The organism is Psychrobacter sp. T6-5 (assembly GCF_052258485.2).
GTDB lineage: Bacteria > Pseudomonadota > Gammaproteobacteria > Pseudomonadales > Moraxellaceae > Psychrobacter.
Window position 1 is genome coordinate 3,046,515 of record NZ_JBQQEY020000001.1, and the last position, 21,719, is coordinate 3,068,233.

At 42.6% G+C, this 21,719-nt stretch carries 15 protein-coding genes; 7 read left to right on the forward strand and 8 right to left on the reverse strand.

The window, feature by feature from the left end:
• Positions 1-18: 18 nt before the first annotated feature.
• Positions 19-3,516 (reverse strand): ATP-binding protein, encoded by a 3,498-nt coding sequence (locus ACTXGK_RS27770; RefSeq protein WP_443514502.1) that lies wholly within the window; start codon positions 3,514-3,516, stop codon positions 19-21.
• Between the two features lie 594 nt (positions 3,517-4,110).
• Between ACTXGK_RS27770 and cysM the strand changes: the two genes are divergently transcribed.
• The 6 genes from cysM (at position 4,111) to ACTXGK_RS27800 (ending at position 12,186) form a co-directional block, all read left to right on the forward strand.
• Entirely contained in the window at positions 4,111-5,070 is a 960-nt protein-coding gene (gene cysM, locus ACTXGK_RS27775; protein ID WP_443514860.1) for a cysteine synthase CysM, read from the forward strand.
• Positions 5,071-5,094: 24 nt separating this feature from the next.
• Positions 5,095-5,919: a 3'-5' exonuclease gene (locus tag ACTXGK_RS27780; protein WP_394210261.1), complete on the forward strand. Its 825-nt coding sequence runs from the start codon at positions 5,095-5,097 to the stop codon at positions 5,917-5,919.
• Between the two features lie 62 nt (positions 5,920-5,981).
• A complete protein-coding gene (gene rlmD / locus ACTXGK_RS27785) occupies positions 5,982-7,553 on the forward strand; it encodes a 23S rRNA (uracil(1939)-C(5))-methyltransferase RlmD (protein ID WP_443514503.1) in 1,572 nt (523 codons plus the stop codon).
• A gap of 381 nt (positions 7,554-7,934) precedes the next feature.
• Complete coding sequence (locus ACTXGK_RS27790) at positions 7,935-10,472, forward strand: RelA/SpoT family protein (protein WP_443514504.1); 2,538 nt, start codon at positions 7,935-7,937, stop codon at positions 10,470-10,472.
• A gap of 55 nt (positions 10,473-10,527) precedes the next feature.
• The gene (mutM, locus tag ACTXGK_RS27795) at positions 10,528-11,457 is read left to right on the forward strand and encodes a bifunctional DNA-formamidopyrimidine glycosylase/DNA-(apurinic or apyrimidinic site) lyase (RefSeq protein ID WP_443514505.1); all 930 of its coding nucleotides are present in this window, start codon (positions 10,528-10,530) and stop codon (positions 11,455-11,457) included.
• A 288-nt stretch (positions 11,458-11,745) separates the two neighbouring features.
• A complete protein-coding gene (locus tag ACTXGK_RS27800) occupies positions 11,746-12,186 on the forward strand; it encodes a hypothetical protein (RefSeq protein ID WP_394210254.1) in 441 nt (146 codons plus the stop codon).
• A gap of 119 nt (positions 12,187-12,305) precedes the next feature.
• Here ACTXGK_RS27800 and typA read toward each other — a convergent pair whose 3' ends face one another.
• Both typA and ACTXGK_RS27810 read right to left on the reverse strand, forming a co-directional pair.
• A complete protein-coding gene (gene typA, locus ACTXGK_RS27805) occupies positions 12,306-14,156 on the reverse strand; it encodes a translational GTPase TypA (RefSeq protein ID WP_443514506.1) in 1,851 nt (616 codons plus the stop codon).
• Positions 14,157-14,504: 348 nt separating this feature from the next.
• On the reverse strand, positions 14,505-15,689 hold the full coding sequence (locus ACTXGK_RS27810; RefSeq protein ID WP_058024499.1) for an OmpA family protein: 1,185 nt from the start codon (positions 15,687-15,689) through the stop codon (positions 14,505-14,507).
• A gap of 586 nt (positions 15,690-16,275) precedes the next feature.
• On the opposite strand from ACTXGK_RS27810, the gene ACTXGK_RS27815 reads away from it, so the two are divergent.
• Entirely contained in the window at positions 16,276-17,004 is a 729-nt protein-coding gene (locus ACTXGK_RS27815; RefSeq protein WP_443514507.1) for a GspH/FimT family pseudopilin, read from the forward strand.
• A 212-nt stretch (positions 17,005-17,216) separates the two neighbouring features.
• Here ACTXGK_RS27815 and recO read toward each other — a convergent pair whose 3' ends face one another.
• From recO to lepB, 5 genes are all read right to left on the reverse strand, one after another.
• Positions 17,217-17,993: a DNA repair protein RecO gene (recO, locus tag ACTXGK_RS27820; RefSeq protein WP_443514508.1), complete on the reverse strand. Its 777-nt coding sequence runs from the start codon at positions 17,991-17,993 to the stop codon at positions 17,217-17,219.
• A 62-nt stretch (positions 17,994-18,055) separates the two neighbouring features.
• Positions 18,056-19,021, reverse strand: coding sequence for a GTPase Era (gene era / locus ACTXGK_RS27825; protein ID WP_227675693.1), 966 nt, complete (start codon positions 19,019-19,021; stop codon positions 18,056-18,058).
• Positions 19,022-19,335: 314 nt separating this feature from the next.
• The gene (gene rnc / locus ACTXGK_RS27830) at positions 19,336-20,133 is read right to left on the reverse strand and encodes a ribonuclease III (protein WP_201598824.1); all 798 of its coding nucleotides are present in this window, start codon (positions 20,131-20,133) and stop codon (positions 19,336-19,338) included.
• A 103-nt stretch (positions 20,134-20,236) separates the two neighbouring features.
• The gene (locus tag ACTXGK_RS27835) at positions 20,237-20,629 is read right to left on the reverse strand and encodes a DUF4845 domain-containing protein (RefSeq protein WP_443514509.1); all 393 of its coding nucleotides are present in this window, start codon (positions 20,627-20,629) and stop codon (positions 20,237-20,239) included.
• Positions 20,630-20,772: 143 nt separating this feature from the next.
• Positions 20,773-21,675: a signal peptidase I gene (gene lepB / locus ACTXGK_RS27840; RefSeq protein ID WP_443514510.1), complete on the reverse strand. Its 903-nt coding sequence runs from the start codon at positions 21,673-21,675 to the stop codon at positions 20,773-20,775.
• Positions 21,676-21,719 lie beyond the last annotated feature (44 nt).

Below are 21,719 nucleotides of genomic sequence, written 5' to 3' on the forward strand. Positions count from 1 at the left end.
ACGGTCCGATTACGTGCTCTAAATCATTTTCCATGTCATGTCATTTTCGCTCAAACGATGATAGTTGAGCTGAGGGTAAGCCGATAAATCCACGTTTTGTAAATTATTCAGTGCAGTAAGTAGTGCCTCATAATACGGCTCAATCATCGCGAATTGTACCGGTGTTGTATGCTGTACATTCAATAAGCACTTATCCTCTAAGTCTTGGCTGGCCTGACGTAGCTGCGGCACTCCTGTATAACGACTGCCGCCCAATATACGATGGGCGATTTGTGCCAATAAGTTACGATCACGAGCTTCCCATGCTTGAGTCAGTGCTTGCTTTTCCTCGTTAATCGTATCGAGCATCATAATGATGAGCTTGGCGGCCAAATCAGGTTTGTTTGCTGAGCGAGTAAGCGCATCTTGCCAGTCTAAAATATCAGACGTATCCGTTGTACTGAGGTTTTTTTGATGAAGGTTGTGATCCGCTTGCTCATATAGCCTTTTATCCATATTCGCTGTTATGTCTTCAGCAGAATTATCTATCGGTTCTTTTGGTGGATGCAATAATGATTCTTGCCCTTGCTTGTGTAAACGTAGGCTCTCATAGCGAGGCTGGTTCTCACGGGTAGTCTCTCGTCTATAATCGTCACGGGGCTGACTGTCACGCAAGTAGTCATCACGGATTTTTTTCAGTGATAATGGTCGAGTGACTTTTGGCGGTTCTGTGATTTCAGTCCTATTACGAACGCTTTCGTTGTCTTTGACCATCGGATAAATAGCGGCCTTTTGATCTGAAAGCGGCGTCGATTGCTCTGTGAGATTTAGATTTTCAGAGTCAGTATTTTGTGAATCGATGCTTTGCAAATTAGAATCTTGCAAATTAGAATCCTGTAAGTTAGAAGCTTGCAAATCAGTATCAGGCAATGCCGTTATTTGCGGCGTGGTGCTTTTTCGGCCTAGCCACTTTTGTAGTACTTGCAATAACTGAGGTTGGCTGATTGGTTTGCCAACGTAGTCGTTGATACCACTGGCGATAAGTTTATCACGCTCATCAGCTAGGCCATGGGCTGTCAAGGCAATAATAGGAATACGACTGTCCGTAGCCTCAATATTGCGAATTTGCTTGGCTGCTTCGTGACCTGACATGCGCGGCATTTGGATATCCATGAATATCAAATCGATATGATTTTTGTCTTGGGCAGCGATTTTATCGTCGATCCCCATATCTTCAGCATAGAATGTATTGCTTGATTTCTTATTGACCTCATCACGTGTTTCAGCTTTTGAGAGTTGCGTTTTATTCGACAGACTCTGCTTATCGTTTTTAGCAGATTTGATGTTTTTGGTTTGTTGTTTGCTGATAATCTCTATCGCATCAAAGCCACTACTCGCTGTCATTACCTGAATGCCAAGCTCGCTCAGTAATGCATCGAGCACCAATAAATTTGGCAGGTGATCATCGACGGCTAATACGGTTACGCCTTTCCAGCGTGGTTCTTGTAAGCTCTTTGGCATACTACGGTTTTGTGTATCGAGCATTGCGTACAGCTGTCTTTTGTCCAATGGCTCATACAAGATATTGGCTTGATAGCGGTTAAGCAGCGCTTGGTCAGCCGCCACTTGATAGCCAAATACGGCAAGTTTGCCTTGATAATGGAGACGGATTTGCTTGAGTAACGCCATCATATCGTCTTGCGTGTCATCATCGACGATGACCCAATCCCAAAAGTTGCCATGCTCTTTGAGTGACTCAAGCACCCCTGGCAATGAATTGGCTTGAGTAAGTTTAATCGGCAAGTACTGCAAGCTGGCCTTCAGCACTTGTATTGAGGCCGTATGACTGATCCAAACCAATACGTTAAATTCATCAGTCTCGCTCGCAAGCGGTGCCAATATCGGTAGCTCAATAGTCTGACCAGTTGGTGCTTCTAACACATCGACATGTGCTGGCATGCGAAACCAAAACGTCGCACCTTGATTGGCGATGTTCTCTTGAGCATTGTCATGAAAACCAATATCACCGCCCATCAGACGCGTTAATTGCTTGGAGATAACCAGCCCCAACCCCGTACCACCATATTGACGTGTGATTGACGGATCACCTTGGCTAAAGCTCTGAAACAGCATTTTTTGGTCAGCAAGCGAAATGCCTTTACCACTGTCTTGCACACTGATCATTAGATAATTATCACGATGATCGTCCAAGCTGACCCGTACGACCACATCCCCACTATCTGTGAACTTGATGGCATTCCCCACTATATTCGTCAATACTTGCTTGAGGCGTAGCGCATCACCATTGATACGCATTGGCACATCGTTATAGAACAAGACAGCCATACGCAGACCTTTCTCCGCAGAGACAGGAGAGAGCATATCAACCACATCATAAATGGTGTCATACAGATCAAATTCATGACGATCAAGCACCAGCTTGCCCGCCTCAATCTTAGAAAAATCTAGAACGTCATTGACCAAAGCAAGCAGGTGTGCCGAAGACTTACGGATAGTCTGTACGTATAAATCTTGTTCAGGATTGAGCTCACCGTGACGCGCTAATAAGTTAATAAAGCCATCAATACTGTTCAACGGCGTGCGCAGTTCGTGACTGATATTCGCTAAAAATGCTGACTTGGCTTGGCTGGTCGAGATTGCGGCATCACGCGCATTTCGAATAGAGATGTTTTGCATTTCCATCTCATCAAATGCCAAACGCAGATCGTCTTCGGTTTGCTCGGCATGATCCTTAAGCTCTTGAAAACTTCTATGGAGTCGACGGAATGTCTTGACCAAATCTTGCTGTAATAAATTAAGCTCACCATCCGACTCTACTGGTACAGGCTGATATAAGTTATCAACATGGGTACGTTGTAATTGCAAACGCAGCTCATAGATAGGTGCAATCCAACGTTTTGAGTAAATATTTAAGCTGAGTAATAATATTAAAATGGTGAACAAGCCAGTAATGACCAGAGCCATCGCAATACGATAGCGGGCGATATAGAGAGGTTCGTTATCCATATCGACCAGTAGCCACAACGTCTGCCCTTCAAACTCACCCAACACGCTGCCATATGCCGTGCCTACAGGCGTTGGTTTTTGCGATAAAAACTTTGCTGAGTCACTGATTAGCGGCCATTTCTCGTTCAGACCATAACCTACGGTCGCCAATACTTGATTGCCTTCATTGATAATAGCAATACGCTGTACGTGTTGCTCAGACTGCATACGCCCGAGTTTATCTTGTATGCTTTCGAGCGTCGTCATCGCCGTTTGCGACGCATCAGCAGCACCGCTACCTATTTGCTGACGCTCTTGCTCTAATAAATCAGGAATCAGCTCTGCAATGGCGGGTGTATAACGAATCAGCACCGCTTCAGCCAACACTTCTTGCTCAGAATCGCTCGCGCGCATGGTTTCGTGAAATACCAAAATACCGCCCACCGCAGCCAACACGCAGATGGGTAAAAACACCAGTATAATCAGCTGCCCATAGGCACTGCTGGTATTGAAACGTTTTTTATATGCCATGCTCGCTCTACTCTCTACGAAAATGCTGTCTGTGAATTTTGTTACGGTCTCTACGCTACCATAAAAAATGCTTAAGCTTGCTAGCTTGTTTTTTAATGATACGCCTTTTTATGGCTCGAGATTATCTTAACAGGATTCTATAAATGGCGGTTAAACATTAGAGGTTGGTCAAATAGTCACTTTGACTAACAGACTCTTGATAAGACGTGCTAAATGTTGACTTGCTCTATCACAAACTGACTTTATCAAAAAACAGCGTGGCCACACTGCCAAACACATTGATGCCTCACTCAAAACATGACCAGTCATAGGCTAACCCAGTGACCATTATTCTTTTATGCAATAAGCGCAGCTAGCAACAAAATGATATAATGACGCAACTTTTTATTTGCCACAATAGACCGCTCACCCTCATGATGAATGAGAGCGTGCTCTAATGCCGCCAAGTTTTGGTTTGCTTATCACCATAAACCAATATACAAAACGGCTGTCTCAAATTATGATCAAACAATAAAAAACAGTGATCCAATCAAAGCGATCACCCAAGTACATATTTTAAAAAATAAATAAGGATACCTTATGTCCGCGACGGCCATGTCAAATGCCAACTTTATCACTCAAGTGACCACGCTTGCCGATTGTGTCGGTCAAACGCCACTGGTTAAACTGCAGCGTCTACCTGAACAAGAGCATATCGAAAATGGCGCGATGTTATTGGCCAAATTAGAAGGCAATAACCCTGCTGGCTCTGTAAAAGATCGCCCTGCTTTTAATATGATTTATCAAGCGGAACAGCGCGGTGATATCAAACCCGGCGACACGTTGATTGAAGCCACTAGCGGCAATACTGGCATTGCATTAGCCATGGTCGCGGCGATGCGCGGCTATCCGATGACATTACTGATGCCAACCAACTCTACTCAAGAGCGTAAAGATGCCATGATTGCTTACGGCGCGACGTTGATCGAAGTCGATGAAGGCATGGAAGCGGCGCGTGATTTGGCATTGCAGATGCAAGCCGATGGCAAAGGCATCGTCTTGGATCAGTTTAATAATCCTGACAATAGCCACGCGCATTACCTGACTACAGGGCCTGAGCTGTGGGCGCAAACTGAGGGTAAAATCACCCATTTTATTAGCTCCATGGGCACCACTGGTACCATCACTGGTGTCTCACGTTATTTGAAAGAACAAAATCCAGACGTGAAAATCATTGGTTTGCAACCTGATGAAGACGCTTCTATTGCTGGCATCCGCCGTTGGCCTGCCGCATATATGCCGGGTATTTTTGACGCAGATTTGGTCGATGAGATTATGGATGTCGATCAGCGTATCGCTGAAGTCTACATGCGCAAACTGGCAAAAACTGAAGGTATTTTTGCTGGAGTGTCCTCAGGTGCAGCGGCATGGGCAGCAACGCAAGTAGCCAAAAATAATCCTGATGCCGTTATCGCCTTTATCGTCTGTGATCGTGGAGACCGTTATTTATCGACAGGTTTATACAATGTTGATGACAGTCATATCGATAATGGTGCAGATAACGCAGCACAGTAAGCTTATAACAATGCAGGATTCTTTATGTCACAAGCTCTACCGTCCGACCCTATACTAGTTTTTGATATTGAGACGGTCGCCGATATCGATGCGGCTCGCCGTATCTATCCGCAATTGGCCGATCTTAATGATGCAGATACGTTGAGCGCGCTGACGGCGATACGCACGCAAGAGGCAGGACACGATTTTATGCGCTTGCCATTGCAGCGCATTGTCTGTATTTCCGCTTTATATATCAAAGATGGCAAGTTATCGCTATTTTCGTTGACCGCAGATAAGTTTAGCGAAAAAGACATTCTTGCCAAGTTTTTTCGGGCATTCAGTGATCTTGAAACCTTGCCACAGCTCATCAGCTGGAATGGTTCAGGCTTTGACATACCTGTACTGATATATCGCGCTATGCAATATGATTTGTCAGCGCCATGGCTGTTTGAAGAAGGCGAACGTATCAAAAATATGCGCTTTGATAACTACGTCAATCGTTTCCATACGCGTCACCTTGATTTAATGGACAGATTTAGTCAGTACGGTGCCAGTCGCCGCGAAGCCATGGATATCGTCGCCAGTTTATATGGATTACCGGGCAAAACTGACGTTGATGGTAGCATGGTGGGCGCGCTCGTCAGTAGTGGTGATTGGCAGACACTCTCCATCTATTGTGAGTCTGATGTGATGAACACTTGGCTCATCTATCTTCGTTGGCTACGTCTGACAGGAAAGCTGTCCTCACCAGACTTCGATGCTTGGCAACAGCAGAGCTACGACTATCTAGCCAAATATACCCAAGCCGATGGTAGCCCGCGACATCAAGAGTTCATCGCTGACTGGTCATCGGCACCCAAATTATAGAAACCGTATTATTAGCAGTTTGTTATTCTCCTCTTATAGTTATTTATTATTAAGGCAGGTTTATGCAACCCACCGATTCCAAAACGTCGACAGTAACTGATGCAACATCGCAGAACAATGTTACTCAAGCCAATGTTACTCAAACCAGTGATACCCAAAAGATTGCTATTCCACCTAGCAAGAAAAAATCTAAGCCATCATCAAAAACGCGCCGCCGTCTAAAAGATGCAGAGCCGATTCCTTTTACTATTGATAGATTGTCGCATGACGGTCGCGGTGTTGCCATCTATGGCAATGGTTTTGGAGTTGATGACGGTCACGCTGAAGACAAGCATGGCAAAACAGTATTCGTCAGTTTTGCGTTGCCAGGTGAAAGCGCCTTGGTCAAAATAACCAATAGCCGTGCCAGTTTTGAGGAAGGCGATGCAATCAGCATCACTGCCAATCCAAATCCTGAACGTGCTGTGCCGCCTTGTCCACATTTTGGCGTCTGCGGCGGCTGCAACTTGCAGCACTGGGAGCCAGAGGCACAGATAAACTTTAAGCAGTCTGTGCTTGCTGAGATGCTGATGCATCAAGCCAATGCAGAGCCTGATAATTGGCTCGCGCCTGTCGTCGGCGATCGCCTCGGCTATCGTACCAAAGCACGATTGGGCGTGCGCTATGTCGTCAAAAAAGAAACTGCGCTTGTTGGCTTTCGTGAACGCTCAAGTAACTTTTTGGCAGAGCTCAATGAGTGTCATATCTTAGACCCACGTATTGGTTTTGAGATTGAAAACCTAAAAACACTCATCAGCACGCTAGAGAGCCGTGACAAGATTGCCCAGCTTGAGCTTGCGATGGGTGAGGAATTGCCAGAACTCCCTGATGGCAACCAACCCGTTGCACTTATCGTGCGTCACTTAGAACCATTATCAGATGCTGATATAGACAAATTAAAAGGTTTTTTTGCGGCGCGCAATTGGCAGCTATATCTACAGTCGAAAGGCGCTGATAGCATCCAACGTATCGCACTAACAGATACTGATGATTTGAGCGAGCAATTTGGTCGTTTGTATTATCAACTGCCAGAGTATGATTTGACGTTTGAGTTTATCCCTACTGACTTTACCCAAGTCAATCTGTCTGTAAACCGCCAAATGACCAAGCTGGCTTGTGACTTATTAGACTTAAAAGCAGGTGAGCGAGTATTGGATTTATTCAGCGGTCTGGGCAACTTTAGCTTACCACTCGCACGCCTCGTTGGTGAGACCGGTTCAGTAGTTGGTGTCGAAGGTAGCGAGGCCATGACTGAGCGTGCTGCTGATAATGCGCGTCGCAACGGTATCAACAATACTGAGTTTTATAGCCAAGATTTGACGAAAGACTGCACGGACAAGCCATGGGCCAATCAAGGTTTTGACGCGTTATTAATCGATCCACCACGCTCTGGCGCTTGGGAGATCATGCAGTATTTGCCAAAGTTCAATGCTGAGCGCATTGTTTATGTCTCCTGTAATCCAGCAACTCTCGCCCGTGATACAAAAGCATTGTTAGAGCAAGGCTATCGTCTGACTCATGCTGGCGTCATGGATATGTTTTGTCATACAGGTCATGTTGAATCTATCGCTCGCTTCGAAAAAGTCGCGGTTTAATTTTGACCCTTATAATGTAATTCATGAAAGCATCCAAAATAGCCGTTTCATAGCAGCATGGCTCAACCCAAAATGTGGATGAGTTTTTGCCAATAAGTCGCGGCTATTTCACGCAATTAACCATGGTCATTACAGAGCCTCGCTTGATTTGTCACTTCAAAGTGAGATAATACTAAACAATCTTCTTATGTTTTAAATAAGGGTATAAGAAGTATTTGCACTCATAGCTTTATATATTTTACGCGCATTTTATAGCTGCTAAAAATCAGATTTTTAGCAGTTGTATTGGTTTATAGCTGGCACTTTATGAATCGTTCATTCAGAGTGTGTGCATAGTAGATGAGGTTATAATCAATTCAAAATAGCTAAGAGGAGTCGGCTATGGTAAAAATTCGTGAAGGATTACCGCTGGTGGATGGACAAACCACGCAGGCCGATAGTGCAGCACTTGCGGCGCAATTGGTGGCGAGCCAACGCTCCCACCAGTCTGCCAATAGTTACGCCCAAATTCCCCTCGATATCAAATACCAGCTGTCAACTCACAAGCTACATACGACTTTCGATCGATCAGCGGCGCATACTTATGATGGCCTCGACCCCACGCTTGAAAACGAGTATCTGGACAATACCTATACGCTCTCAGACGAAGAGCTCGAATCCATTGATTTAGATCAAGCCAATATTGATGTACCAACTTGGCTCGACAATGTGGCGAAGCGTATCGGACAAGAGTCCGTACCTCATCTGAGTGCTGCTTGTGAGTTTATCCGTAGCCACATGAATACTAGCGAATCTGAGCGCTCAGGTGCTTACGTCACTGGTATTGGCATGACAGACATATTGACCTATCTCTATCAAGATGAAGACGCGCTTGTTGCTGCCATGCTATATCGCAGTGCACGCAAATCCATCATTAGTCTCGCTGAAGTTGAGAAAAATTTTGGTGCGGATATCCTAACCCTTGTCAAAGACACTTTAGCAATGGGGAAACTCTCAGAGATTATTGAGAGTAATAAACGCTTAGAAGATCATTTCGTCAATAATCAGCGTGACCAGCTATCAAATATTTATAGCATGCTCATTTCTGTCACCAACGACGTGCGTGTGGTACTCATCAAATTGGCAGAGCGTACCTTTGCCATGCGTGAGTTGACGTTTTCTAGGCCAGAGCGTCAAACTCGTGTCGCGCGTGAGGTCATGACTATTTATGCCCCGTTAGCACATCGCCTAGGTATCGCGCAGCTTAAATGGGAGCTTGAAGACCTAGCGTTTCGCTACCTTGCGCCTGATAGATACAAAGAGATTGCCAAGCTACTGTCCGAAAAGCGAAGCGAACGCGAGTCTTATATTCAGCGTGTAGAAGACAAGCTCAATGAGGCATTAGCGAATGCTGGCATTGAGGGCGAAGTATCCGGACGTGTTAAGCACATCTATTCTATTTACCGCAAAATGAAGCTCAAAGGCTTATCCTTTGACCAGCTTTATGATATTCGTGCATTACGAGTATTGGTCAATAATCCTTCAGATTGTTATCACGTCTTAGGCTTGGTACACGGTTTGTGGCGTTATATTCCTGAGCAATTTGACGATTATATTACCAATCCAAAGTCAAACGGCTACCGCTCACTACATACCGCCGTCATTGCCGAAAACAAATCGCTTGAAGTGCAGATTCGTACTCAAGAAATGCACTTTGAAGCAGAGCTTGGCATGTGCGCACATGTCAATTACAAAGAAGGCCTGAAGAATAAAAAAGACAACTACTTAAATCAAAGAATCAGCTCGCTACGTCAGTTACTGTCTATTAACAACGAGACCCGTAATCAGCCACGCTCGTCTGTCATGACAGGCGAAGAGCTAGATGAAATGGAGTTTGACGAAGAAGAGCAACTCGTTGATTTTGATGAGCTCGAGCGTATCTATATTTTCAGCCGTGACGGCGACATCACCGAGCTCCCAAAAGGTGCAACCGTTCTCGATTTTGCCTATTATGTGCATACCCAAGTTGGTAACCGTGCGCAGGCAGCCCGAGTCAATCAGCGTTATGTGCCATTGACTTATCAGCTAAAAACAGGGGAACAAGTTGAGATCATCACTAAGGCATCGCGTGAGCCCAATCGTGATTGGCTAGTTGCCTCACTGGGCTATATTCATACCAACCGCGCACGCTCAAAACTGCGTCAATGGTTCAACAAACAAGACCGTGATAAGAATATTGAGATAGGTCGTCAGATGCTCAGCAAAGAGCTTGAGCGCCTATCTGTGCATCCCAATAGCATCGACTTAAATGACTACATCCAGCATTTCCACGTCAATACGACCGATGATATTATCGTTGGGCTCGTCACAGGTGATATTGGTCTTAATCAGCTCACCAGTCATATTTCTCGGCAGCTACATCTGGAGCCTGAGATACCACCAGAGAACTTTGCACCGCACGTCGATACCAGAGATGCAAGCAAGCTCGATGCCTACAAAATCCGTATCGATGGTCTGGATAATATTGAAATCAATTTAGCAGGCTGCTGCCACCCTGTACATGGTGAGCCTATTGCTGGATACATCACCCTATCGCGAGGTGTCAGCGTTCATAACCGAGGTTGCCCTGAGTATCTGCGTTTGGTCGAGCGTGATCCTGAGCGCAAAATAGAGGCGGCTTGGCAAGTACAATCTGGTCGCTATCAGCCAGTTGATATCCACGTAGAGGCGTATGACAGACGCGGCCTGTTGCGTGATTTGACACAGATTATTGATAAAGAAAACGTCAATATCCGCAAAGTTGAAACGCTTAGTAACGATGATAATATCGCCTTTTTGAAATTTCATATCGAAGTTTCAGGGCTGGCGCATCTATCTAAACTACTCGCCAAACTAGAACAACAGCATGGTATTTTGCATGCTCGTCGCGCTGTGGCTTAGTTGAAATGTTAAGCTATCAATTATTCATTCAAAAATAGAGTTGTCATAAAACATCATGCCCGAATTGCCAGAAGTAGAAACCACCAAGACTAGCCTTGCACCATTGTTAGGACAACAGGTGATTGACATAAAAGTCTTTCAACCAAAGCTGCGTTGGGCGATGCCAGATGACTTAAGTAGTCTGGTTGACTACGCGTTAGATAGCGTTGAACGCCGAGCAAAATATCTTGTTCTTAACTTTTTGCCCGCAGTGCTTAATGATAATGATGCCATGGTAGCACCACTTAAGCTTTTGATCCATTTAGGCATGTCAGGTAGTTTACAGCAGCACAGTTATGGCACTGACAAACGTAAACATGATCATCTAATAGTAGTATTTAGGGATTCTGAAAACGCAAAATCTCAGCTACATTATTACGATCCAAGACGATTTGGCTCAGTATTATGGTATAAAGATTACGGTAGCAAATTACTGGACCACTTAGGCCCTGAGCCACTCTCAGAAGATTTTACCGCAGAGTATTTGTATAACGTTATTCAACGTAATAACTTATCTGATAAAGATCATAACGATATAGGCTCTAACAAAAGCCCCACGACCAAACGAGCACAGTCCATCGCACGAGCTATCAAATCTGTCATTATGGAACAAAAAGTCGTGGTAGGTGTCGGTAATATTTATGCGACGGAAAGCCTCTACCTATCAGGTATTCACCCTGCTACTCCAGCGAATCAGCTATCACTTGAGCAGCTGATAGTTTTAGTTGATCATATTAAAGATATATTAAAAAAGGCTATCAAGCTTGGTGGCTCAACGCTACGAGATTTCACAGTAGCTAGTGGTCAAACCGGTTATTTTCAGCAAACCTTGAATGTTTATGGTAGACAAGGAGAGCGTTGTCCACACTGCGATACCATACTAGAGAATATCAAGCTTAACGGTAGAGCCAGTGTTTACTGTCCAAATTGTCAGCCGCTAGCTTAAGCTTAATTATTGGTCATATACAATGTTGTCTTAAATAAAGATAAGTCCGCCATTACCTCAAAATAAATACAATCTAGTGTGATATATTTTTTGCTCACATAAGAATATCCCATGTATTCTTGTTGCTTATTGGTCTACATCTTGCTTTAATAGTGCTAGCGCTTACACAAATAGTGCGCACTATTTATTCTTCTGTAATACTTACCTTACCTGTCGTTGCCGCGATATTCCTATATGGAGACAGCAGCAGCCATTAATCATACTCATTGTGAATTTTAGGATATCGTTATGACGGTTAAAGCCAAAAACAAACGCGCAGTTAAGCAGAAGTTGTTGCCTGTCTTTACTTCCTTAGCGTTAATGGCTGCTAGTATGCAACCTACTTTTGCAGCTATAGAAATAGACGAAACTGACTTTGGCCCTTCGTATGAGACGATGGTAGTAGATACGATTGTTGGTAAACCATTACAACTGGTCAATGCTGTGGCTGGTACCGCCGCCTATATCGTGAGCCTGCCCTTCTCTCTTATCGGTGGAAATGCCGATCAAGCGCAGCAAAAATTATTTGTTGAGCCTTGGGATGCTATGGGAAGATGTTTAGGCTGTACAGTTGCAGAAGACAACTATTATAAATCACAAGTTATTAACAATAACACTGTGCGTATCGTCGTTGATCAACCATCAGAGATTTTGATTAATACTAACGACTACGTGGTTGTCACGCCATAAATTACTGTGTTTAATTGTTTTTAGCATAAATCAAAAACTATAACTTTATGAATAGACAATAAAAAAGGCTAACTTTACGTTAGCCTTTTTTGTTACATCATTTTAGTTAAACTAAAATATTATGCATTTTTCTTACTACGGCCGTGACGCTTACGCTCACTTTCAGTCAGGTAGCGTTTACGAATACGTACTGCTTTTGGTGTTACTTCAACTAGCTCATCATCTTGAATGAATTCAAGCGCTTGCTCAAGCGTGAACTTAACTGCTGGCGTCAAAGTCAATGCTTCATCAGTACCACTAGCACGTACGTTAGTAAGCTGCTTACCAGTTGTTGGGTTAACCGTCATATCATCGTTACGAGAGTTAAGACCAATAATCATACCTTCATAAACTTCAAGCTGTGGCTCAGCAAATAACTTACCACGTTTTTGCAGGTTAAACAGTGCGAAGCCTAGGCAAGTACCGTTTGCCATAGAAACCAATACGCCGTTTGAACGACCACCCACATCACCGATCTTTTGTGGACCGTAATGCGAGAAGCTTGACGTCATGATACCACTACCTGAGGTCAGTGTTAAAAACTCAGAACGGAAACCAATCAAACCACGAGCTGGTACTGTTGCTTCAATACGCATACGACCTTTGCCATCAAGCTCCATATTGGTCATTTCGCCTTTGCGTAGACCAACCTGCTCCATGATAGAACCCTGATGCTCTTCTTCGATATCGAAGACAACGTTTTCATACGGCTCTTGTAGCTTGCCATCAACTTCTTTTACGATAACTTCTGGGCCTGAAACACCCATCTCGAAGCCTTCACGGCGCATGTTTTCAATAAGTACAGATAGATGAAGCTCACCACGACCTGATACTTTGAACTTATCTGGAGATTCAGTATCTTCTACACGTAGTGCAACGTTATGAATCAACTCACGCTCAAGACGCTCACGAATATTACGTGACGTGACAAACTTACCATCACGACCAGCAAATGGTGAGTTATTTACTTGGAAATTCATTGATACGGTAGGCTGATCAACTGTTAGTGCTGGTAATGCTTCAACATTATTAGGATCACAAATCGTATCTGAGATATTAAGTGCATCGATACCTGTGATACAAACGATATCACCAGCCTGTGCATCTTCAACATCAATACGATCAAGGCCATGGTAGCCCATGATTTTTAGGATACGACCGTTACGTGTCTTACCATGCTTATCAATGACAGTAACTGGTGTATTAACTTTCACTTTACCGCGCTGGATACGACCAATACCGATAACACCAACGAAGCTATTGTAATCAAGGCTTGAGATTTGCATACGGAATGGTGCGTCTGCATCAACCTGTGGTGGTTGTACAACATCAACGATAGTTTTAAATAGTGGCGTCATGTCATCAGCTAAATCATCTGCTTCCAAACCTGCAATACCATTTAACGCTGATGCATAAACCACTGGAAAATCAAGCTGTTCATCAGTTGCACCAAGATTGTCAAATAGATCAAAGATTTGATCCATAACCCAATCAGGACGTGAGCCAGGACGATCAATTTTATTGATAACAACAATCGGCTTTAGACCTTGCTCAAATGCTTTTTGCGTTACAAAACGAGTCTGAGGCATCGGGCCATCGACAGCATCAACAACCAAAAGTACGCAATCAACCATTGACATTACACGCTCAACTTCACCACCGAAATCGGCGTGACCTGGGGTATCAACGATATTAATACGGTATTCAGTTTCTGAAGTCTGATCTGTCCAACGAATGGCTGTATTTTTAGCCAAAATAGTAATACCACGTTCTTGCTCAATATCACCTGAATCCATTGCACGTTCAGCAATATTTGCACGATCGCCAAAAGTACCAGATTGATGTAATAATTTATCAACCAAAGTTGTTTTACCGTGGTCAACGTGGGCAATAATTGCAATGTTACGCAGGTGTTTGATATCGTTCGCCATATAAAATGCTCGTGTCGTCTTAAAAAAATGCAGTAGCAATAAGCGCCGCTGGATAAACTCTTATCATCAATCAGATAAATATTGAATTCTAGATGATACACAATAAATGCTATCGCTCAGAAAATCTCAATATAATCAAATATCTATGCCGATAAATTCATCGTACAGATAGCTATGCTAATGTACATTCTGTCAATTTACAGAATGTTTGGGTGGCTAGTATAACATTATTGATTCATAAATTTATGAAATAACTTACTTTTCTCAATACATAAATAAAAAAAGCCACCCGATTGGGTGGCTTTTTTTGTAACCATATATCTAATTATACGATTAATTATCTAATACTTACTGAACAACCATATCTTTAGTTTGTTCAACAGTCATGGTTTTGTCACCAGTGATGATGGCATAAACACGACGGTTCATAGCACGACCTTCTTCAGTATCGTTTGATGCGATTGGTTGGTCATAACCATAACCAACAGTTGATAGACGGTTTGGAGCAATACCGAATTCGTTAGTTAGCATAGATTTAACAGCAACGGCACGAGCTTCAGATAGACGTTGGTTGTAACGTGCTGAAGGACCAGTTTTAGATGCATGACCTTCTACACGAGCTGTAGAGTTTGGATACTCACGCATTTTTTCTGCTACTTTAGCGATTTCTGGCTTGTATTGGTTTTTGATAGCTGATTTATCGTTATCAAAGAATACACGTAGTTCCATTTTCAGCTCATCAGTAATATCTACTGGTACTGGGCAACCGCGCTCATCAACCACTACATTCATTGGAGTGCCTGGGCATGCATCCATGCTATCAGGTACGCCATCGCCGTCAGAATCAAGGTCAGCTTCAACAACAACTACTGGAGTGTTGTCAACCATTGGCTCTTCCATTGGCGGTACAGCTACTGTAGGTGCTAGATGACCACCAAGTACAACTTCTAGACCGGCCAAAGCCATGCCTTCCCACCAGTTGTTGTCAAAGTTATGAATGGCACGAGCTTCACCACGTAGGCTTAGTGCATCGTTGATACGATACATAGCACCTAGACCTAGGTTACCAATAGTGTCTTTAGTACCACTAACTTTGTCACCTGAAGAGTCTTTAATTTCAAGTTTAGATTGACCAGCACCAACTAATACATATGGCTTAAGAGCGCTATCAGTATAACCAGTGAACTCTTCGGTACCAATTAAGAAGTTACCAGAGATCATTTCTTGTTCTGCATCAAAGTTATCAGAACCGTCTTGGCGGATAGCATCAGTATCTGATACACCATACTCTACTTGGAACTGAGTAGAAGGAGTAAGTTCGATACCTAAAGCTGCGCCAGTGTATAAACCATCTTCTTTATAATAGCTATCGCCATTACCACTATAGTCTCCTAGTAGTTCAGCCTGATCATCATCAGCGCCTTCGCTGTAGTGATAACCTAGTAATAGTGGGCTAATAGTAACACCGGCATTAGCTGCTAGAGGTGCAGCTGTTACAGCGAACAGTGCTAGAGCAATTTTATTCAGTTTCATGGACTTCCTCCAAAGGATAATTTTAGTGATGCATTAAGCAAAACCGATTCTCAAGACGCTCTAAATTAGACATCTTTTACACATTTTAGGTTACAAAGCAAAACCAATTAAAACGTAGCTTAGCGATTATCAATCCAGTTTACAACTTTTTTCGTTAACGAGCTACACATTATTACACGATAATGTTGTAACTAAAACACAATAAGCATTCTAAGTTACCTAGAACTAACACACCTTACACTCTATATCTTTTGTATGTCAGTTCACGATAGATAGTAGTTCAAGCGCTACCTGTCGTTTGAACATATTTTATTACAATTAATAGTTTTTCTCTATTCCTAATGCACATTATTCACTAATTGAAACATTTTTTGACACTAGACATATATTCCGTTTATATTACAATAGTCAACATTATTTCATGTCAGAAGTAATCTATAGATAAGTAATAATTTTGTATATTGCTAACAAGCCAAAATACTAGTCTTTATTAAGCATTTTTCTTTGCATAATAGACTAGCTACCTATTGCAAATAAGCGCGATTATTTTATTTGGAAAATCTGAAGCTATAGGATGTAGCAACCTATGAAATCGCTTTATAAGACATCATCAAATTATCACAGATTACTGATAGTATTTTTACTTGTATCTACTTCAGTGAAAGGAGTAATTAATCATGGTAGGCTGATATTTCGAATAAATAAGTGGTACGCTCCACTGCATCAGTTAACTATACGTAATAAATACTCTGCGACACATCTGCACGTTTTAGGATCCAAAGGTAGGAATGGCTTCACTCTCGTTGAACTTATTGTTACTGTAACGGTATTGGCTATCATAGTAGCGATTGCAACGCCAAGCATATTGACACAATTAACGCGTATGGAAGCCAAACGCGTCAAAACCCAATTACAGAACACCCTCGCTTTGGCAAAAGCTGAAAGCTACATCACCAGACAGGATGTATTGGTTTGTCTATCGAATGACGGTAAACTGTGCGATCGAAATAGTGACAACATGCTTATATTATTCGTGGACAAAAACGGTAACAAAAACTTCGATGCAAATGCTGATACTCTAGTACTTAATCAATCTTTGAATTTAAAATATAGTACACTGAAACTCAGAGTCGGAGCAAATCGCCATTACATCAAATTTTGGGGTGATAGTGGTAAGCCTCGAGGTCATTTTGGCCATATCAAGTACTGCCCCACATCTACCTATAATAATACAATGTACCAAATTTCTTTCAATCAAAATGGTCGGATCCGTCAAAAGCTTAACAAAGACCACCCTACCGATTGTGATGGATAATTGAATGCTGACAAAGTAGAGAGTACAGCACTTTTAAGTATCTTAATACATTGCATTTTTTATTATAACGATATCTTTTTCTAATCCTACGTCAGAAATCAGAGCGTGTCCTATATTTTATTCATCATTACCATCGACCTAGGCAACAGTATCGAAATTATCACGAGTTAATTCGTGGCCTGCATTCAATAGATTTAAAAATTATAATCTATCTATTGATAACGTTGCTGCTGTTGCCATAGCAGTCGACTTTGTAATGGTTGATAATCAAGCAGATGATCTATCAGATGCCGATGTAGCTTTGACCAATTATTCAGCGTTGCTTTAGTAATACCTAGGTAAGCCATTTCAAGAATATCGATACCTTTAAATACAGTTTGTCCGGTAGTACTATCCAAATGCTCAGAATCTGTAGTATTCTGCATGATTGGTATTAGCCCTACATCAGGTAAAAAGCGATACACACAATCAGGTTCGATAGTATTTTCGATGTTGTCATGCGTTAGCGTTAAGGTGAAACCTAACTCATTGAATAGGTGCTGCTCAAATTGGCGTAAACATAAACGAAGCTCAGTGTTATCTAAAGGTTGCTTCAGCTGCTGTAGACTGTCCTGATAATGTTGCCACAATACTGGCATTGGATCTTCGGTCGGTAACAATCGCCACAGTATCTCATTAAGGTACAACGCCGCATATTGATGCTGCCCATTGATACTACTGTAAGGCACAGTAGAAAGTATGGCAGGGGCACTCTCTTTTTGCTCGTTATTTGTTTGAGGAGTGGTTTGCGAAGTAATCTGGATTTGAGTGAATGTCTTTAGGTCGCGTTTGCCAGTGGCAAATAGCTGTAAAGGCATAAATAACGGCGCGCCTTTTTTCCCAACACCATGTATCACACCATGCTGCTGAGAAAAAAGATAATACAACGCACGCTTTTCTTGATAAGGACGCTGATGTAATAAATAGCCAATTAACGCTTCGTTACGCATCGTTTATCACCTCAGCATTTAACATATGGGTAGTAGCACTACCGCACTATGCGTGATTGCTATCAATATCCCAAACTGGTTAATGCACGTTCGTCATCGGACCAGCCACGCTTGACTTTGACCCATAGCGTTAGCATAATCTTTTTGTCAAACAGCTGCTCCATGTCTTTACGGGCATCCATACCGACTTGCTTGATGCGCTGGCCTTTATCACCAATGACAATGGCTTTTTGACCACTGCGCTCAACATAGATAGTTGCATCAATAAAAGTACATGCTTTACGTGGACGCCCTGTCTTTGGATCTGTATGCGCAGGCTCATCTTTAAACGCATCAATCTGTACAGTCAAGTCGTATGGCACTTCATCACCCGCACTACGCATGATTTTTTCACGAATAATTTCGCTCGCTAAGAATCGCTCTGAACGGTCAGTGATTTGCTCTGTATCATAAATAGGTGCAGCAACTGGTAAATGTGAGGCGATCACTTCTTGCAAACGATCTAAGTTTTGGTTTTTAAGCGCCGATACTGGAACGATATCAGCAAAGTCAAAACTTTCATTAAAGGTTTCAATAAGTGGCAATACGCTGCCTTTATCTTTTAAGGTATCTGACTTATTAATCACCAATACAACAGTTAAATTGGTATCACCAAGCTTTTGCAACGTCAATAGATCATCATCACGCCATTGATCTGAGTCAACAACAAACAATACTAGGTCAACATCTACTAGAGCAGATACTGCCGCTTTGTTCATACGCTCATTAATAGCCCGTACTTCATTGCGATGAATACCTGGCGTATCTACAAACACTGCCTGCATCTCATGATTGGACAAGATGCCATGAATACGGTGGCGCGTCGTTTGCGGCTTACGCGAGGTAATAGACAGCTTTTGACCCAATAAGTGGTTCATCAATGTTGATTTACCCACGTTTGGACGTCCAACAATGGCAACATAACCAGCTCTGAAGTCGTCAGCCATACGAGCATTCGTATTTGGCGCAAAAAACTCTTCAATCGCCATATCATTATCGATTGTGATATCTTCTACGTTATCGGCATTCGTATCGACATCTGTATTTTCAATCATATTTTGAGTACTATCTTCATTATTCGATGGCACATCAGGGTGATTGCTCATAAGTTGATCCTATAGGGTTTATATCCAGCCAAATATGACTTAATAGTTTGTCGGTGCAGTTACTATTGGATATCAGCTGGTAATATTTGAAATAAGTAGTATATAAGGTAAATTGGGTCTATGCCGCTTCAGGTCTCATCACTTAAAAGCGGCACTATTCACTCAGAAATATGCCTGTAATCACCTGCGAATATTTGCTAAGAGCGTTTTTTAGCGGATCCTGGAAGTTTATGCAGTTGATTAATCATAAGCTCTGCTGCTTTTTGCTCAGCGATACGGCGGCTTTCACCAGATTCAGTAATATCAGGGCAGTTTTGAATATTCACGTGACAACGTACCACGAAAATTTGATGGGGAGCGTTGCCACGTGTTTCCATAAGCTCGTAGTTTGGCAAATCAAATTGCTTAGACTGTAACCACTCTTGCAAACGGCTCTTCGCATCTTTTAGTGCTTTTTGGTCATTAACGTTATCAATCAAGTCTCCATACCAAGAAAGTACGCAGTGACGAGTAATATCCATATCTTGACTGTCCAAATAGATGGCTCCAATCAAAGACTCTACCGCATCCGCCAATATCGAAGCGCGATTACGACCACCACCCTTACGCTCACCCACACCTAATATCAGATGATTAGACAGCTCCAGATTTTGCGCGATAATAACCAATGACTCTTGGCGAACCAAAGTTGCACGCATACGGGTTAGGCGCCCTTCGTTTTGATTAGGATAACGATGGTATAAAGCCTCACCCACAATCATGCCCAAAAGCGCATCACCTAAAAACTCTAGACGCTCATAGTTTTTTTTGCTGTCAAATGAGCGGTGCGTCAATGCAAGCTTTGGCAGGCTCAAATCATTAAACACATAGCCTAACTTGCGCGTTAAGACTGCTAAGCGCTGAGTAAATTCTGAGCTAACAACAAGCGTGTCGACAGACGTGCTGTTTTTTTTAGGAGTAAGAACCGCTTGGGAATGTTGCGAAGTTGGTTTCATGCGTGGCTTGTGGTTATCCCTTCTGTTTTACAGATTTAGTTTAATAAGAGTCTATATTGGATTTTGTTGAGGACACTAAAGCGCTGTCCCATATTATGATTATTTATTCTGCTGTAGCCATATCGATGTCTCCTTCGAAACGATTCACGATATCGACATTGCTAAAAAACGTATTGGTTACTGCATATTCTTTATGAATGGCCAATTGGCCCGTTTTTTTATTGGTAAAAGTGAATACATCTTCTGCATTGGTGTCATAGTCAGCATTGATGGATAGCTGTTTGTTAACACGCTCAACGAACTGCTTGGCTGTCTCGTTGTTGTTATTGGCTACTTTAAGCTCTGTACTCAAGAGCTTAGTCAGTTGATAGTCACCAATTTGAGCAGGTACAATGGCCACCAGCAGTTTAACCGCGATACCCAACATCATAATAATGAGAACGATGTTTGTCACACTAGCACCGCGCTGCGTGGCAAGACCAGATAACTGCTGCATGATGGAAACCCTCGATTGATTGATGACTATTTTTGATAACGTTCTGTACCTATAAATCAGATAGTAGAACGCTATTTATTGAATAGTAACGATATTAGCATAAAACTATTATCGATAAATCAATCAATAGAGTACTCACGATACTAATCAATAGTACCATTGCGTTCAAAGGTTGGTAGATTTAGTCCAGGTGGCTTATGCATCCATATATAGACAGCTTTACCTGCTAAATTTTCATCAGGGACAAAACCCCAAAAGCGACCATCTGCACTGCGATCACGGTTATCACCCATGACAAAATACTGACCCTCTGGCACTTTGATACGCCACTCTGTACCTTCTGAGCTCACAACTTCTGGTGATTGTTGCTGCAGGAAGGGAGCATACTGTGAGCTGTTCATGCCATCTAAGTAGCGAACAAGGTGTGTGTTTTCACCTTGTGTCTCTTGAAAATACCGTGCTGCGTCCTCTTCTTCCTGACCCATCGCAGCAGCACTCTCTTCTGTGAGCACCTGACCTGGAGCAACTTGTCCTGGCAAATAAAGTTGTGACGTCAATTCTGCACTTGCCGAAAAATCGACAGGCGTCGTCTCCACTGGTACATCATTGATAGAGATTGTACCTTGATTGTAGCTGACGGTATCACCAGGCAACCCAATCAAGCGCTTGATATAGTAGATGCTTGGGTTTTCAGGATAACGGAATACCACTACATCGCCATGCTCAGGCTCGCCAGTATCCAATACTTTATTATACGTTAGCGGTAGACGGACGCCATATGCATACTTATTGACCGCAATAAAATCACCCGTATATAACGTTGGCACCATAGAGGATGATGGAATATTAAAGGGCTCAATTAAAAAGGAGCGTACGATTAATACCACTGCCAACACAGGAAAGAAGTCATAAGCCCAGCGTACTAGCAGGCTCTCTTTGCCTCGCCCGCGAGTTTTACGCTGTTTAAACGCAAGCTTATCTAACAGCCAGACAATACCTAAGCCTATAGTCAACGGCACTAAAATTAAATTGAAATCAAAATCCATACCAAATTGCCTATTAACATGCTGCTTGTCTAGCTGCTTTGACG